Genomic DNA, 15,161 nt, shown 5'->3' on the forward strand with positions numbered 1-15,161 from the left:
ACGGTATTCGTCGGCCGTCCCGCAGTGAGCTGACCCAGGGAAGCATCCGAAAGGAAATCTCGAAGGAAACCTCCGCCGTTGTCCCTCCGTTGGGACATGTGTAGTGTCCCTGCCATGGGACGCAGGTTGAAGTGCAGTTCGGAGTTCGCGGTCGACCGCACACCAGCGGATGCGGCACGGGCGGTGAGGCGGGCAGTCGCGTTTCGCGACGATGCAGAACGTGCTCTGGAAATAGTGCAGCTTCAGGCCGTCCGCACCTGCACTGTGCAGGGGCTTTCCGTGCGGCAAACCGCGAAAGCGCTCGGACTCGCCAAATCGACCGTCGGACGGATCAAACGCAACTTGGATGACTCCCCTCACGGGATTTGGACATCAGGTCCGCCGAGCGGTGCGGTGGCAATCGAAATTGCAAGGCGCGGAGGAGCACTCACAGCAACAGTCGGTCTGGATCACATCAGCGAGGCGTGGAAGGCGCCCGACGAAGACGGTTTCCAGCGCATACGAGATGAAATCCGGCAATCTCCCGGATCGGTCATCTCACGCCTCCCGATAGGTAGCGCGGAGTCTCCGTGGGTGGATTCGGCGACGCTGGATCTCGCGACCTTGCGAGATCATGCCGAAGCCGCCGAATGCATGGTCGACGCCAACCGAAGGTGGTGGCCCAGCCGGAATGTCCGCGATCTGCAACCGGGTGACGAGGTGCCCCGATTCCTCGGTGACTTTGAAATCAACAAAACATTCAGCTGGGTGTTCATTGAATCAGTCTCCGGTACAGGAGATTTCGGCGACAGATGCATGATGAAATTTCAAGAGCAGGACGGCACACCTGGGTCCTGGCCCGACTGCGCCTGGGATGAGCAGCAACCTGTCCGACACTGGACACGAAGTGTCGGCGGGCCATCGGGATTCATCTCCGCTGTGGCCCTGGAGCGGCTTCGCATACTGGTGACCCTTCACGGGCAGCCGGAAGCGATCGCAGCCGCGCACGCTCAAGGTCATGTACGAGCAGTCGGCCACATCGGACTGATCTTGACGCCGGAGGACACCCAGCTCGTGGCCCGTTTCGTCCAAGCAAAAAGGGACGCGACGAACGAACTCAACGCGGCGTCGACACCAGGGCGAAAAGAAGCGGCGGCGCGGAAACTACAACGACTACTCGGCGTCGAGGTTGCTTTTCCCACCGACATCGTCAAAGAGTTTTTCGGCCGCGTCAAGTCGATGGACGGTGCGCCATGGAATGAATATCTCGAAGCGGCGGCAGAATTCGGATTCAACGAGCACGACTGTCGGCAGCTCGTGGCCACCGGACGATGGATCGTCGAACATGGAAACAACGACGCGTAATCGCCTGGGCGGGCGTCGTGGCCGAAGGGGAAGAAGCAACTAGTACCTTAGCGGCGCTGGGGATTTAGGAAGCTTGTTCCCCTCGGCTCTCGGCTTCTTCGCGCATCGTCACCCGCGCCAACATTTGTTCCATCTGCGGCCACCCCAACGGCAACGCCGCGCCCTGCATTCTGATACGGATATTCCACTCCGGAGCGAATGCATCCCACAAGACCCGGACAGCAGGTGCCAACACATCGCGCTCGATCGCAACGACAGTCTCTCGGTCCCAAAGCGTTTCCCCGTCAAAAGAATCCGGCTCACCGAACACCGAGGTCAACCGATCAGGGGTGTAGCCGAGTGCAATCAAATCCGAGGCACTGAAATGTTCCTTGCTCACAAAATCCCCCACATCACGACGACCGTCAACGACCACACCATCTTGCAGCACCAGAACCCACAACCACAGAAGTCGAGTCTCCCGAGAATGTCGGACCCCCGAACTATCCTTGGTATCGCGACGAGCACCAGGTCGCCACACTGACCCGACGGAAGCGAAAGCCGACGTCCTGACCTGCAAGAAAGCCTTGCGGATCGGTCATATGTGGTGACCTGGTGCTCTTTCGTTCGAGGCCGCGGCACAGTGCCGCTGAACGGTCAGCCGAACTGCGCAGCTCCCGGATCTACTTCGGAGCGTCGCGTTCGGGCATCTTCATGATGATCAAATCTGCGCCGTCCTTGTACCGATAGGACCACTGGCCATCCTCGAGTGCGACGGTGCCGGCCTGCCCCACATCGGGTGCGTGACTCCAACTCTGAGCCTCATCAGGCTCTGCACTCTCGCTCATCGAACCCTCACTCACACGTTCCCGGTTTCGCGATCTCTCGCGCCGCATTCAGCCGAATTCCGTTTTCCAAGAATCCATCTGCCTTTTGAACGGTGCCGGTCATATCCGCAGGAAGCCCACATGCGATCGCGTACTCCACCAACTTGAGATTGGGATCCGAATACATCAACACCTGAGCCGTCACTACGACGGCGTTCCACCGCACATAGTCAGGACCGCGGCCTGTGAGGACGCCGGTGCTGCGGTTTGTATCCGTTGAGCGGTCGTGTCCCGCTCGATCGAGTCGGTACGGTGCATCCGACCAATCGTGGTTCTTGATCTCGTCCGCGAATTCTTGCGCGAGCCTACTCAATGCCATCTTTCTGTCCTCCCTACAAGGAAAACCCACCCGATCCTTCGAGCGGGGCCGAAGCGCCTCCCCGACAGAGGTGCCAACTGAAGACGGTACGCCGCGGTGCCGACATAGTTGGCGACCGTCACCGATGTCGCACATATGACATCGAACGCGTGTTCGACTACGGTAAGGGTGGGGACAGGCGACGGTAGGAGGACAGATCGTCATGACGGAACTGTCCGACCAGGTCACGCCAGTAGCGACAGCCCTCAGCAAGGCGGAAAAGCTCGAACAGCTACGCCGCAAGATGGCCTCGATCCCGGCCCGCTCGGACGGCACCGAACCAGCGACACCCTCGGTGATGCTCAAACCCGTCGGCGAGCGCGAGCCGACTCCGATCGTGGCCACGGCGCAATCGACTCTCCGGATGCTTCCGGTGCCACCGCCGCTCGGCGAACTACTTCCACGCGGAGGACTCGCACGAGGCACCGTCGTCAGCGTCTCCGGAACGAACTCCGTCCTCATCGGTCTGCTTGCATCCGTCACCGCCCACGGCGGACATGCAGCAGTGATCGGAATGCCCACTCTGGGAGTCCTTGCAGTCACGGAACAAGGCGCGGATTTGTCACGGATCGCACTTGTCCCCGAGCCTCGGGACAATGCGGTCGAGGTGGCGGCAATCCTGCTTGACGGCATTGACCTGGTGATACTCGGACTTTCCGGCGCGGCCGTCACACCGTCGAGGGCGCGAGCAGTCGTCGCCAGAGCCAGGTCCAAGGGCAATGTTCTCGTGGTCACTCAAGGGCAATGGGACGGCCCGGATCTACGGATCGAATCGAGGGTTGCCGGGTACAGCGGCCTGACTGCGGGGCGCGGGCGGGTGACTTCCGTCCAGCTCGACGTCGCGGCCCTGGGCAAGGGATTCCAACGAAGCACAGGACGGATGGAGATCCGCGAAGAGGCAGGGGTGTCAGTCTGGCGAGCAATCGCACCGACTGTCGACGCCGCACACGAGCCTGCCCCGCTGAAGAAGGCACTGTGATCAACACCGATCATTGGAACGAGCGCTGGCCGGACCACCCTGTGATCAGGACATTCGAGCCAGCGAGGCCGGTGAAAGTCGACATCGGTCGGGCGCTGCCACTCGGGCGAGGGGGAGCATCACGGGCCGATCATGTGAGTATGCGGTTGAAAACGTCCGCGCTGTACATGTCCGGATACCTCGACGGCGCTCTCAAATTTTGGGCACGGATGCACGACGGGCAGTGGCTGGCCGGGGTAACCGTGTACGTCACCGATGCGGGCGGAACCAACAGCGTCGAGATCGACATGCTCGTCACTGCAGACGCCATCACCGAAGCGCCGGCCACCTAGACCGCGAACACGTACGAATCTCCGAGCTGCCGGTTCCGTCACTGAAACAGTGGGGTGGTGACGAGCTTCAACTTGTAGTCCTGGACCTGTTGAATATCGCCGTACTCGTCCTGGGCCATGATCGTGAAGGACTTCGCCCGTCCACCTTCCATCCGCGAGTAGATGGCGAAGGTCATGAAGAGATGCCGGGGGTCCACGCCAGGATCCTTGAGGGTCCAGGTCGCAGTTCCCACCGTCGCGTCCCATCCGCTGGCGTTGGTCTTCTTCTTCTCGACCAGTGTGAAGTCGTTCAGCCGAGTCAGGCTCTGATACGCCTGTACGGTGGCCTGCTCCTCGTCCTTGGCGTACTTTTTCTCCCAGTTGTCGAAAGCGATTGCTCCGGTAGCGATGCTGCCCTCAGGAAGACCCGTCAGGTTGGAGAGAACGGGTCCCTCTGCGTCATCGGTTTCCTCATCCATATTGGAGAGGAATTGCCACCCGTCCACGAGGGGCATGAGGATCTGGGTGTCAGTTCCGGGCCATTCGAACCGCTGATAATCGACTCCAGGAAGCGGAACCAGGGTGGTCTTGTACTCGGTTGACGTGGGGGCAACGGTCGTGGCGACCGGAGCACCGGAGACCGTCCCGGTGCAGCCCGAAAGGAGCAGCACGGAGGCCAGCGCTGCCGATGCAACCAGTTGGCCCTTTTTTGGCTTCATGTCGGCGGGTTTCCCTTGTCAGTGCAGGGCGGGAAGCAACGCGCTCACCCCGCCCTGCACGTACAAAATGGACCTGGTCACCACTCCTGGACGATGTCGACGGTGCTCGTCCAGATCGCGGGGTTGTTCACGCTGAACGAGACCTGACCTTGGTGGTTGGCGGTCTCGTCGACCAGCTGGCCGATAGTGGCGCGGACGATGGTCCCGTTGTTGTAGATCGAGCCATCACCGGAATACACGCCCCAGTATTCGCCGGGGATGGCGTTGAGGAAATCAGCGGTGTTGGTGTCGGCGAGGAAACGCGTCTCGTTCTGATCGAACCGAACACCGACATAACCGTCTCCGGAATACGGCGTAGCGGCAGAAGCGGCACCCGCCCCGAGGAGAGCGACAGCACCGGCCGCGACCGGGACCAACAGCGCAGCTACAGCCATACGTGAACGGGACATGGAAACCTCCTGTGACGCGAAGGCTGCATCGGCCGCAACCAACTTTGATGTAACTGACGGTATCGCAAAAAGTGGTAACCGAACATTTGCGAAAAGATGACCTCGATCACGTTCGGGCGAAGGGGAAGTGGTACCGAAGGTTGCGCTAGTACGAATTGACTAGGTCAAAGGTCGTAGGTGCGGCGAAAATCCACTATCCAACCCGTTCGATCCCGCCGGATTGGTTGCTCTCCAGTGAATGTTGGGCACTCAATCCGGCCGGTCGGGTCAACCCCGTCTGGCGATGGCACATGTTTTCGAGGTGCTGCGGAATATGCGCGCCGATGATGACTGCGTGAAGCGTGCCTCTGAACTGCAAGAACAAAAGTGTGTACCCCCCTTTACTTGAGTCGTGTAGGGGGGTACACTTATTCTTATGACGAAGCGAACGGAACTTCTCAAAGAGATACGAGTATTCGCCAAGGATGCGGGGCTCGAGATCGATGAGACCGAAGGCGGAAATCACACCAAAGTGGTGATCGGAGGACGCGCACGGTTGTCGCCCGGGACTCGGAAATTCCCGAGTTGACCGCCAAGGCAATTCGCAAGCAGCTCGGGATGACCGAGGCACGGAAGGGGAAGAAATGAAGGTCACAGCACACGCAGTCCGATCCGGCGACTGGTGGTCGGTGGACGTTCCCGAGGTCGACGGGCTGTTCACCCAGGCCCGGCGTCTCGATCAAATCCCGGCGATGGTCGCAGACGCAGGAGAGTTGCTCACCGACATTCCTGCGGCCGAGTTCGAGGTCACCCTCGACTACGACTTCGATCCGGCCGCACGCCGCGAGATCGAGGAAGTCAAGCAGCTCAACGCAGCCGCTCAACGAGCGGTCGACGAAGCCTCGCGCCAGTCGCGTGCAGTCGTTCACGACCTTCGGCAGCGGGGTCTGTCTGTCCGCGAAATCGGCGTCATGCTGGGCATCACCCCCTCGCGGGTCTCTCAGCTCGGCAAGGACAAGGCCACGGCCTGAACCATCCGTGTGCGGCGTGGCTCGAACACTGGGCGCGCCGCACGTCACTGCGCCCTGGCGATGTGTCATCTCGCCAGGGCATCGATCCATTCGTCGGCGGTTTCCGGGAGCCAGCCGCGATTTCGCCCGACCGCTCCGTCTTCGCCGGGTAGTCGCCATGCCCAGTCCTCGACTCCGGCACCTGGACCTGGGCGCAGCCGGAGTGCAGATGCTCTGCGACCCCAAGGAAGCAGCGGACGAAGAAGCCGCGGAAACCTCCAACGAGCGACGTAAGGTCCGCGAACTCAATCTGCGCGCCGAAGCCGCCGCTGTGGTCCGCAAGGAATTCCTGGGCAAGCTGGCCTGCGCCAAGACCCCACCGAAGGCAGCAGCCCGATACGTCGCGACCATCCGGTTCGCCGAACGAGAAGGTACCGATCCCAGCAAGCGTCCCGTCCGCGAAATCGTCGGTGTCGACCCCGCACTGATGAAAGTCTGGTCCTCCCGCAGGGCCGCAATCGAGTCGCGTCGAGGCGAACTCGCCGCACAGTTCCAAGCCGACCACGGACGCGAACCCAGCTCCATCGAGGCGCTGGAGCTAGCGCAACAGGCCACCCTCGAGACCCGCGATGCAAAGCACGAACCTCGCTCGCTTGCCGAGCAGCGAGCCGTTTGGCGAGCAACCGCCTTGGAGGTTCTGGGCAGTGAACACGCGCTCTCGGAGATGATCCGAGTAGCCACCCATCCCCCACGTTCGAGCAGCCGCATTCGGACGAATCAACGGTGGATCGACCAATCCGCCGAAGCCGTCCTGGGGACCATTTCGGCGTCCCGCGCCCGGTGGCAGGAATGCCATGTACGCGCCGAAGCCGAGCGCATTGCACGCTCGGCAAACCTCAGTCGACGCAAGATGGACAAGGTTGTCGACCGCATCGTCGCCGCCGCGCTCGGACCCGAGCGATCCGTATCGCTGGGTGTCGACGAGGGGTTGTCGGACCCGGCAGAGCTGCGCCGCGCGGACGGTTCGAGCGTGTACAGCACAGCCGGAACGACGATGTACACCTCCGAAGCAATCATGGCCGCCGAAGAGCGTCTGGTCGCTGCCTCGCAGCTGATGGACGGTCGCAGCGTCGACTCGTCCACCGTCGATATTGCGTTGCTCGAGCAAGCCGCAAACGACTTCGAACTCAACGCCGGACAGGCGAAACTCGTCCGAGAACTCGCTACCTCCGGCGCTCGACTCCAACTCGCGCTCGCTCCCGCCGGCACCGGTAAGACAACCGCAATGGCTGTCCTTGCGCGCTCCTGGGAAGCGGAAGGCGGCCGGGTTATCGGTCTTGCACCGACCGCAGCATCCGCCGCCGCGCTCCGCAAGGACCTCGACGCGACTACCGACACCATGAACAAACTGACGCTTGTTCTCGAAGAACTTGCGGCAGCGACGAACAACCCGGATCAGGCCGTCGACGTACCCGAGTGGATCCAGAACATCGACGACAGCACCCTGGTCGTCATCGACGAAGCAGGCATGGCCGGCACCGCCGACCTCGACGCCGTGGTCTCGCACATCCTCGCCAAAGGCGGCAGCGTCCGACTCGTCGGCGACGATCAACAGCTCGCATCGGTCAGCTCCGGCGGCGCGTTGCGGGACATCGCACAGACCAGCGGCGCGATCACGCTCACCGACGTCGTGCGCTTCGCCGACGCCGCCGAAGGCTACGCATCGCTGGCCTTGCGTGACGGTGATCCGGCCGCGATCGGCTTCTACATCGACCACGGACGCGTCCACGTCGGAGACACCGTCGCCGCCGAAGACCTCGCCTACGCGGGATGGTCAGCGGACCGCGCCGCCGGTCTCGACGCCGTCATGCTCGCCCCGACCAGGGACATGGTCCGCAACCTCAACGAGCGCGCCCGAGCCGACCGACTCGCCCTCGACGGACGCCCCACCGGCCCCGAGGTGGCGCTCTCGGACGGCAGTTCCGCCTCGACCGGTGACATCATCACCACCCGCAAGAACAACCGTCGACTCCGCACCAGCGCCACCGACTTCGTCCGCAACGGTGACCGCTGGACCGTCACCGACGTTCGCAGCGACGGAAGCCTGCACGTCACCCACCTCGCCTCCGGACGCAAGATCACCCTGCCTGCCGGAGACGTCCGGAAGAACGTGCAACTCGGGTACGCCCGAACGATCCACGGCGCCCAGGGCATCACCGCCGACAGCTGCCACACCGTGGGCACCGGCGGAGAATCCCGCCAACTCGCCTACGTCGCACTGACCCGCGGAAAGCTCGACAACCACCTGTACCTGGCCACCGCCGGGGACGGCGACGAACACTCCGTCGTTACTCCGGACGGCATCACGCCACCGACGGCAGTGGACTTGTTCTCCCGCATTCTCGGTCGCGACGGTGCTTAAGAATCGGCCACCTCCGCTCAACGTCGACTCGAAGATCCGCACCTTCGTCTCGCCCACGCTGCCGCCGCATACGACGACGCAGTCGGGACCGCCGCCGAACACCTACTCGGCAAGAGAGCGTTGCGCCGCATCGACAAGGCCGCCGAGAAACTTGTCGCCGGACTGTCCAGCGAACCGGCATACCCGGTACTGCGAAAGCATCTCGCGATCCTGGCCGCGAACGGTGCCGACCCGGTCCAGACTCTCGAATCCGCTGCCCGAAGCCGCGAACTCGACACCGCTCTCGACGTCGCCGCGGTCCTCGACTGGCGTCTGGACCCCAGCGGCGCACACTCCGGCGGATCCGGACCGTTGTCCTGGCTGCCCGCCGTCCCGGCGAGCTTGAGCACCCACAAGAAGTGGGGCACCTACCTCAATGCGCGAGCCGACCTCGTCTCCGAACTCGCTGCCGACGTGCGCACCCGCGCCGCCGACTACTCCCCCGACAGCACTCCCCTGTGGGCGCGTGGACTTCTCGACACCGACCGAGAACTCCTGTCCGATCTTGCGGTCTGGCGGGCAGCGCATGGCGTCGAAGACATCGACCTTCGACCCACCGGACCGGATCAGTTCGCGGTCGCGGACCGCCGCGCACAGACGGTGCTGCGCACCCGAGCCGCGACCGTGCTCGGAGATCCCGCCGCCGCCGCGAAGGTGTGGGAATCGCTGGCGAACAAGGTCGAACCGCGACTGGTCAGCGACCCCTACTGGCCTGTACTCGCCGAACAGCTCAGCGCCGCACAAACTGCCGGCGTCGACGTTCCCTCCCTCGTGCGACTGGTCAGCGGCGACAAGCCGCTCCCCGACGAGATGCCCGCAGCAGCACTCTGGTGGAGGCTTTCGCGTCACCTCGACACCACCGAAACGTCGAAGGACGCGATCGGTGGCCTGGAACCTGTCTGGACACCGCACCTTCGCGAACTGTTCGGTGAGAACGCGCAACGCGTCATCGACGACGCCGCGTGGCCGCAGCTGGTCGCAGCGATCAACGCCGCAGACCCCGAGCAGTGGAACGCCGCCGACCTCCTCACCGTCGCCCACGACCTGCTCGCAGAAGCGCACGCGGACGCACCGATGCCCGCCGATCACCTTGCCGCCGCACTCGCCCGGCGTGTCGAGGCAATCGTGGAAGCGTCGACCGCCTACTCGGCTGATGACCTACCGCCCGAGCCGCTCGATCTCGACGCCGAAGAAGCCGCCGCCGCAGCGGCCGGTTCCTACGAGACCTACTTCGACGACGCCGCCGCTCTCGCGGAATTCGACGCACAAGCACCGTCGTACGAGGACGCAGGAGAGCGCACCGAATCAGACTTCGACGACGCCGCCACCACGTTTGGTGACGACTTCGGCTACTACCCAGGCGAGGAGACAGCAGCCGACCTGGAGTACGCGCCGGAGGACTTCGAGGTCGAGACGTGGACCGGCGACCCTGTCGTCGCCACCCGCTACAGCGATCTCGAACCCGCCGAACAGCTCGCTCGACTGCGCGACGACCTCGCCGCTGCCCGCGAACACAAGGACGCCCTGTGGGCTGCGATGCTCGACGGAACCAGTGAACACCTGGTGGCGGTTCTGCCGATGATCGCAGAGATCCACAGCCGCGCCGACACCCAGCGCCCCTACGCCTCCGAGGCCGCCTACGCCCATCAACGCTGGGTCGACGCCTCCATCCGCGCCGAAATCGGCGGCAACGAAGTCGCTCGACTCGGCACCGAATCCAGCGCCGCACGAGCAGAAGGAAACGACGACCTCGCCGCGGACCTGGACTCGCAGTTGGCGCTCGAACAGATCATCGCCAGCGCGGCAACCACCGAAGCCGACCGCGCCCACGCCGAATACGAACTCGCACAACAGGCTCTCGAAGACGCCGCTGGCGGCGTGACCCGAATCGTCACCTCGACCGACGCCGAGCAGGTCCGACTCATCGCCGGAGAACTCGACAACCTCGCCCTCAACGAGGCCCGCGCCACCTACCGTGCACTCGAGAACCAGGTCTGGCGTGCAGAAATGCGCGCCGCCAAGGCTCTGGCCGACGACGCCGTCGACGCCCTGTACTCCGCGCCGCTGCCCCCCGTGCGAGAGGCCACCAACCCATCCACCGACAGCGCGCAAACATCGATGGCGCCGACCGCGACCGCAGTCCTCGAACGCCCGAGCATGACCGACACCATCGAACGGTACGAGCTCGCCACCGGACGCCAAGGCGACGCCTTCGCCCGAAGCGTCCTGCACACGGCCGTCCCCGAGGACCTCGCCCGAGCCCTCGAAAACTCCGACGACTGGAACCGAGTCGCCGCCATACTGTCCCGAGTCCAGAACACCGGCATCGACGCCCACACCGCCGCAGCATCCGCCGCGACGGCCACCGCCCGACGCTTCCCCCAGACCGTCATCGACTACGCCCGCAGTACACCGACCACCCCACGACGCGACACCGCAGACCTCCTGGCCCTCCCGCTGCCGCTCCCGGCCACACCGGAATCGGATGCCGACCTGGACCGCAGCGTCCTGGACCTGCACGAACAGATCGAGCAGCAAGCACACGCCTTCGGTGAGACCGCGCTCGACGAACACCCCGCATGGCTGGACGCCGTCTCGGACACATCGACGCCGCAGGCACGGACCGTCGTCGACGCCATCGCCACCTGGCTGCACCTCAACGACGTTTCGGACACCGAGGCGGAACCATTGGCCGGCGCACACGACGACGATCGCGCCGCCGCCCGTATCCGTGCCGCCCTGACCGCACTGAACACCCCCGACATCGCGGCCGAGATGAACGCCGACCCCGCACGCCAGCTCACCAACGCCGAGCTGACCGCACGGATCAAGAAGTCCCAGGTTCGCCAATCGACCACCCGCTCCGAACTCTCTGCCGCGAAAGCGCAACTGCTGCGAGCAGAAGAACAGCCCGCCACCACCCGCGCCCACGAACACCTGCGCACCGTCGACCGCGACCTCACCGCAGTCGACCAGGCCGCACACGCAGATACAGTCCGCACGGCCGCACACGCAGAACTCGCCCAAGCGCACACCGAACTGGCGAGACTGCAACGCACTCTCGACGAGACGAGCAAGCTCTCCCCCACTCGACGGAGAATCGCCCAAGAACTCGCAGAACATGCCCCCACCGTCGACGCCGCCCGCGCAGCCGCCCGAGCAGCAGACGCCGCATGGAGCACCGCCACCTCGCAGGCCCCGCCGCGAAACCAGTGGAACAAGCTGCGCGAAACCGCAGCCAACCAGCAAGCGATCCTCGACGCGGCCGAACGTGAAGACAATGCCGCACGAACCGCTGCACAAGCACGCGTGGCCACCGCCCAACAGCAGGTCGAGACCACCGAGCAGACCGTCGACACCCTTACCGCGGAAACAACGCCGCCGGCGAACCCTCGACCCCGCCACCCAGAGCGCCGAGCAGCAATGGCGCATCACCAATCCGCCCACCCGCACCGCACCGCCCAAGAACACCCGCGGAGTGGACGCACCCGAAACCGCGCGCGATCACGGACAGGAAGGCCCGCAGCTATGACCGAGCCGATCGAAGAAGACCTCATTCGCGAGTTCACCGCGATGACACAGGCAGCGCAGCAGGCACTCATCCGCGCCTCGCGCCAGTCCGGCCGAATCCGAAGCAGGTCCACCCCAGCGGCTGTCTCCGCCCGAATCCCCACACAACATCGACGCCGCGCCACCCTCGCAGCGAAGTGGGCCGTCGCCAACTTCCGGCGAGACCGCAACCCCGACGCCGCCCGCACCGCCGACACCGAAGTTCGGAAAGAAGGGTTCCAGGTACCCGACCCGAACACAGCCGATCAGAAAGCCCTCACGCAGCAAGCCCGCGAAGCCAACGCCCGAGCAGCCGAATCCGAGCAACGCGCTACCGCAGCCGAGCAACGCGCCAAAGACACCAAAGCGGACTACGACCCGAACTTCGACACGTCACTGTCCGTGGCCGGCAAAGCAGTTGCCACGCTGGCGTTGGCATATGCAGCAGCCGAAGCCGAACAGCATTTCGCCCCCGACCCGGAGACGGAACTGGGCGTCGACCAAGCAGCAGCGTTGGACGTGCCCGCACCGGACACCGACTACGGTTTCGACCCCAACCAAGAACCACCCGTCGACATCTACGACGTGCCACCAGATTTCGACGATGCGAGCGCTGTCTCGAATGCGCCTCAATCCGAGGTCATCGCCCTCGCGCACCCCCGCGAGGTCGGTGAACTACTCAACTCCGAACCCTCGGCCGGCCCGGACAGTGGCAGTGAGCCGGTCATGGTCCCGGAGATCGACCGTGGAGCAGAAGTCGAAATGTAGCCCGGCACACGCACAAGGAACGGGGCGCGTCCTTACTGATGCGCCCCCGTTCCTGTGTCGTGCACTCACCCGTCTGTACGTTCCCTCGTCACGGCGTCGTCGGCGGTGCCGGTGGTGGTGGCGGTGAAGTGGCGTCCCCATAGGACACCGCGATCGAAACGATCTCAGGGCCGCTGAGAATCACTCGCGTCCATTTCGCATTAAGCGGTTTGATGTCCACGGTGCTGTCTTTTCTGGCTGCCAGTGGTGGTTCCAGGATGAGTTCTCGGTCTGCGAGTTCAAGGTCTGGAGAGTATTTCGCCACGCGTCCTGCCCACGTCGAACCGTTCTTGAGCTTCACCATGACGTGCACCGGCGTTGTAGGGGTGGGCCGATCGCCGCGAAGGACCGAACGCCATGCAGAGATATAGAGGATTTCGGATGAGTCTCCGCGATGGATGAACAGGTACAACAGATACGAGATCCCCAGGGAAACAACAAGGCCAAGTGCAGCCGCGAACGCTACTTCGCCGAGATGATCGGCGATGTAGACCGTCCCACCACGAATCAGCGCAGGTAGATTCGGCAGCGGATGAACACCGCATATGCCGGTGATCCAGCTGACGATAGCCAGAAGACCAAGAGCCGCAAGACTGCACACCGCCGACACCAACGCGGTCCGACTGATTTCGGTGAAGGCCGTTTCAGGTCGTTTGATGCGCTTTTTTGCACTTGCGAGGTCGTACAGCAGTCCTGGCGCGACAAAGAGGAAGAACGCCAGGACTGCGAACCATGTACTGATAGTCATCGTCAGTCGGGAATTTCGCCCCACTGCTCCGAAACCGTTTGGTTAGGTTGCGGTGGTAGTTCTTGTGCCTGCTGCACCGCGATCGGTCGTTCACCCGACAGGGAATCTATCGAGTGTGTCAATTCGTCGGTGCGCGGTCGATCGGCGGTGGAGGTGTGTTGCGGTCTAGGGAGGAACTCGGGATTCGATGCACTCTTGTTTTCAGTCACAGGTCGTGTCCAATCGCTCGCGTACCGGCACCTTTACCGGTCGCTGTGAGTTTCAGTGTGCACCACGAAGCCGACACAGACGGCGACCGCCAACGTGGAGTCGTTGCCGCTAAGCGGCGAACTGTGTCCGCGTGGCGCATGGCCAAATTCTGTGTCCGCGTGGCGCATGGCCAAATTTCGCGGTGGAACGACAATTCAGCCATGTCCAACGCGGTTTCGGGAGCACCGAATTAGATCGATAAACTCTTTCCCAACTAAAGATGCATGGCCTATGACTGCCCCTAGGTAGCATTTCAACCCGTGTCGAATTCTCAGCTCTACTTAGTGCTCGTTGGAGTTATGTCCGTTGCCATCATGGTGTACACAGTGGCTCTCTTTGCCTTGTTGAACCTCCGCAGATCAAGGCGCGAGAGGGAGCTTATGATGCGAACGATCGAAGTCGAGCGAGACTCTTTCAGGTCGGTGCTGCTCCGGCTTGCTTTGGACGCGAAAACTGATCTGTCGGTAGCGCAGACATTGGTGCCTAAGGTTGATCTCGACATGCCCGCTCGTGTCGAGCTTGTCAATAGGCTGGATTCTGCGGAAAGCCTCGTTCATGCTCAAATTGATCAGCTGATTCCGCAATACCCCACCGACACGGACGACAACGGCGAAAAACTCCGTGAAATGTTGGACCAACGGCACGCAAGCCTTGAGGGTTTGTCCCCCAGCGTTTCTCAGGAGGACAAGTGACGACTCCGGGAAAGAACAATGATGAGGAATCAGGCCACGATCAGCGCCCGCGCGTCGTGCGTGTGGCAAAAGGGCGGTTTGTTGAGTCTCCGCTGACCCCATCGGGTAAGGGCTGGGTGAGAATAGGCTCCACTGAAAGAAGACCACCGACCGCCAGTGCACACGATCGGGAGCAGGGCGAACCCAAACCACTGGTTCGGGATGTGGCGCCGGTAGCAGCAGGACTACCCAACGCCGGACCAAGCGAGAACATCGAGCTTGCGCTCGCCGAGGAACCCGCACTGCAGGGATTTCTTCCGACTGCCAGAGCCAGATTGATTGCTGTCACGGACAGGATGACCGAGTCCGTCGGCATTCGTGCTGTCGAAATCGCTCGTAAGCGTCATGCCACTGCCGTCGACCTCCAGGATGTCAACGATTCCCATGACGAGCTACTTGGCAACAAGGCTGCCCAGATGAAGTCATTTTTCATGGGCCTCGCGGGAATTCTGCTCGGTGCGGCGATCGCAACCGGGGTCGCTGTGGGGTTGATGGAACCAGGGCCGTCGCATGAGAGCTTTTGGTGGGCAGGTGTCGTGATTGTGGGCCTGGCGGGCGTGTTCACCATGTACAAGGCGTTTCCGTCTGTCCGGTAGTTGTC

15 protein-coding genes are annotated in these 15,161 nt (G+C 63.1%); 9 read left to right on the top strand and 6 right to left on the bottom strand.

Annotated features, from left to right (window positions below; genetic code table 11):
* Positions 1-114: 114 nt before the first annotated feature.
* The gene (locus ACSW29_RS21995; RefSeq protein WP_448278289.1) at positions 115-1,344 is read left to right on the top strand and encodes a hypothetical protein; all 1,230 of its coding nucleotides are present in this window, start codon (positions 115-117) and stop codon (positions 1,342-1,344) included.
* 64 nt (positions 1,345-1,408) lie between these two features.
* Here ACSW29_RS21995 and ACSW29_RS22000 read toward each other — a convergent pair whose 3' ends face one another.
* From ACSW29_RS22000 to ACSW29_RS22010, 3 genes are all read right to left on the bottom strand, one after another.
* Positions 1,409-1,786, bottom strand: a complete 378-nt coding sequence (locus ACSW29_RS22000; protein WP_448278290.1) for a hypothetical protein — start codon at positions 1,784-1,786, stop codon at positions 1,409-1,411.
* Between the two features lie 220 nt (positions 1,787-2,006).
* On the bottom strand, positions 2,007-2,171 hold the full coding sequence (locus ACSW29_RS22005; RefSeq protein ID WP_448278291.1) for a hypothetical protein: 165 nt from the start codon (positions 2,169-2,171) through the stop codon (positions 2,007-2,009).
* Positions 2,172-2,178: 7 nt separating this feature from the next.
* Positions 2,179-2,529 carry a hypothetical protein gene (locus tag ACSW29_RS22010; protein ID WP_448278292.1) on the bottom strand — a complete coding sequence of 117 codons (351 nt, stop codon included), beginning with the start codon at positions 2,527-2,529 and terminating at the stop codon, positions 2,179-2,181.
* A gap of 202 nt (positions 2,530-2,731) precedes the next feature.
* Between ACSW29_RS22010 and ACSW29_RS22015 the strand changes: the two genes are divergently transcribed.
* Complete coding sequence (locus ACSW29_RS22015; protein WP_448278293.1) at positions 2,732-3,547, top strand: hypothetical protein; 816 nt, start codon at positions 2,732-2,734, stop codon at positions 3,545-3,547.
* Between the two features lie 140 nt (positions 3,548-3,687).
* Positions 3,688-3,879, top strand: a complete 192-nt coding sequence (locus ACSW29_RS22020; protein ID WP_448278294.1) for a hypothetical protein — start codon at positions 3,688-3,690, stop codon at positions 3,877-3,879.
* Between the two features lie 38 nt (positions 3,880-3,917).
* Here the strand turns inward: ACSW29_RS22020 and ACSW29_RS22025 are convergent, their stop codons facing one another.
* Positions 3,918-4,577: a hypothetical protein gene (locus ACSW29_RS22025; protein WP_448278295.1), complete on the bottom strand. Its 660-nt coding sequence runs from the start codon at positions 4,575-4,577 to the stop codon at positions 3,918-3,920.
* A 77-nt stretch (positions 4,578-4,654) separates the two neighbouring features.
* On the bottom strand, positions 4,655-5,026 hold the full coding sequence (locus tag ACSW29_RS22030) for a hypothetical protein (RefSeq protein ID WP_448278296.1): 372 nt from the start codon (positions 5,024-5,026) through the stop codon (positions 4,655-4,657).
* 415 nt (positions 5,027-5,441) lie between these two features.
* On the opposite strand from ACSW29_RS22030, the gene ACSW29_RS22035 reads away from it, so the two are divergent.
* The 4 genes from ACSW29_RS22035 to ACSW29_RS22050 all read left to right on the top strand — a co-directional run bounded on the left by ACSW29_RS22035 (position 5,442) and on the right by ACSW29_RS22050 (position 12,793).
* A complete protein-coding gene (locus tag ACSW29_RS22035) occupies positions 5,442-5,594 on the top strand; it encodes a hypothetical protein (protein ID WP_448278297.1) in 153 nt (50 codons plus the stop codon).
* Positions 5,595-5,649: 55 nt separating this feature from the next.
* Entirely contained in the window at positions 5,650-6,036 is a 387-nt protein-coding gene (locus ACSW29_RS22040; RefSeq protein ID WP_042921978.1) for a hypothetical protein, read from the top strand.
* Positions 6,037-6,193: 157 nt separating this feature from the next.
* Positions 6,194-8,437, top strand: a complete 2,244-nt coding sequence (locus ACSW29_RS22045; protein WP_448278298.1) for an AAA family ATPase — start codon at positions 6,194-6,196, stop codon at positions 8,435-8,437.
* Between the two features lie 120 nt (positions 8,438-8,557).
* Positions 8,558-12,793 carry a hypothetical protein gene (locus ACSW29_RS22050; protein ID WP_448278299.1) on the top strand — a complete coding sequence of 1,412 codons (4,236 nt, stop codon included), beginning with the start codon at positions 8,558-8,560 and terminating at the stop codon, positions 12,791-12,793.
* 88 nt (positions 12,794-12,881) lie between these two features.
* Here ACSW29_RS22050 and ACSW29_RS22055 read toward each other — a convergent pair whose 3' ends face one another.
* Positions 12,882-13,580 carry a DUF6338 family protein gene (locus ACSW29_RS22055; protein WP_448278300.1) on the bottom strand — a complete coding sequence of 233 codons (699 nt, stop codon included), beginning with the start codon at positions 13,578-13,580 and terminating at the stop codon, positions 12,882-12,884.
* A gap of 632 nt (positions 13,581-14,212) precedes the next feature.
* On the opposite strand from ACSW29_RS22055, the gene ACSW29_RS22060 reads away from it, so the two are divergent.
* Both ACSW29_RS22060 and ACSW29_RS22065 read left to right on the top strand, forming a co-directional pair.
* Entirely contained in the window at positions 14,213-14,521 is a 309-nt protein-coding gene (locus tag ACSW29_RS22060; RefSeq protein ID WP_448278301.1) for a hypothetical protein, read from the top strand.
* Between the two features lie 203 nt (positions 14,522-14,724).
* A complete protein-coding gene (locus tag ACSW29_RS22065) occupies positions 14,725-15,156 on the top strand; it encodes a hypothetical protein (RefSeq protein ID WP_448278302.1) in 432 nt (143 codons plus the stop codon).
* Positions 15,157-15,161 lie beyond the last annotated feature (5 nt).

The sequence above is a fragment of the Rhodococcus sp. GB-02 genome (genome assembly GCF_053470465.1).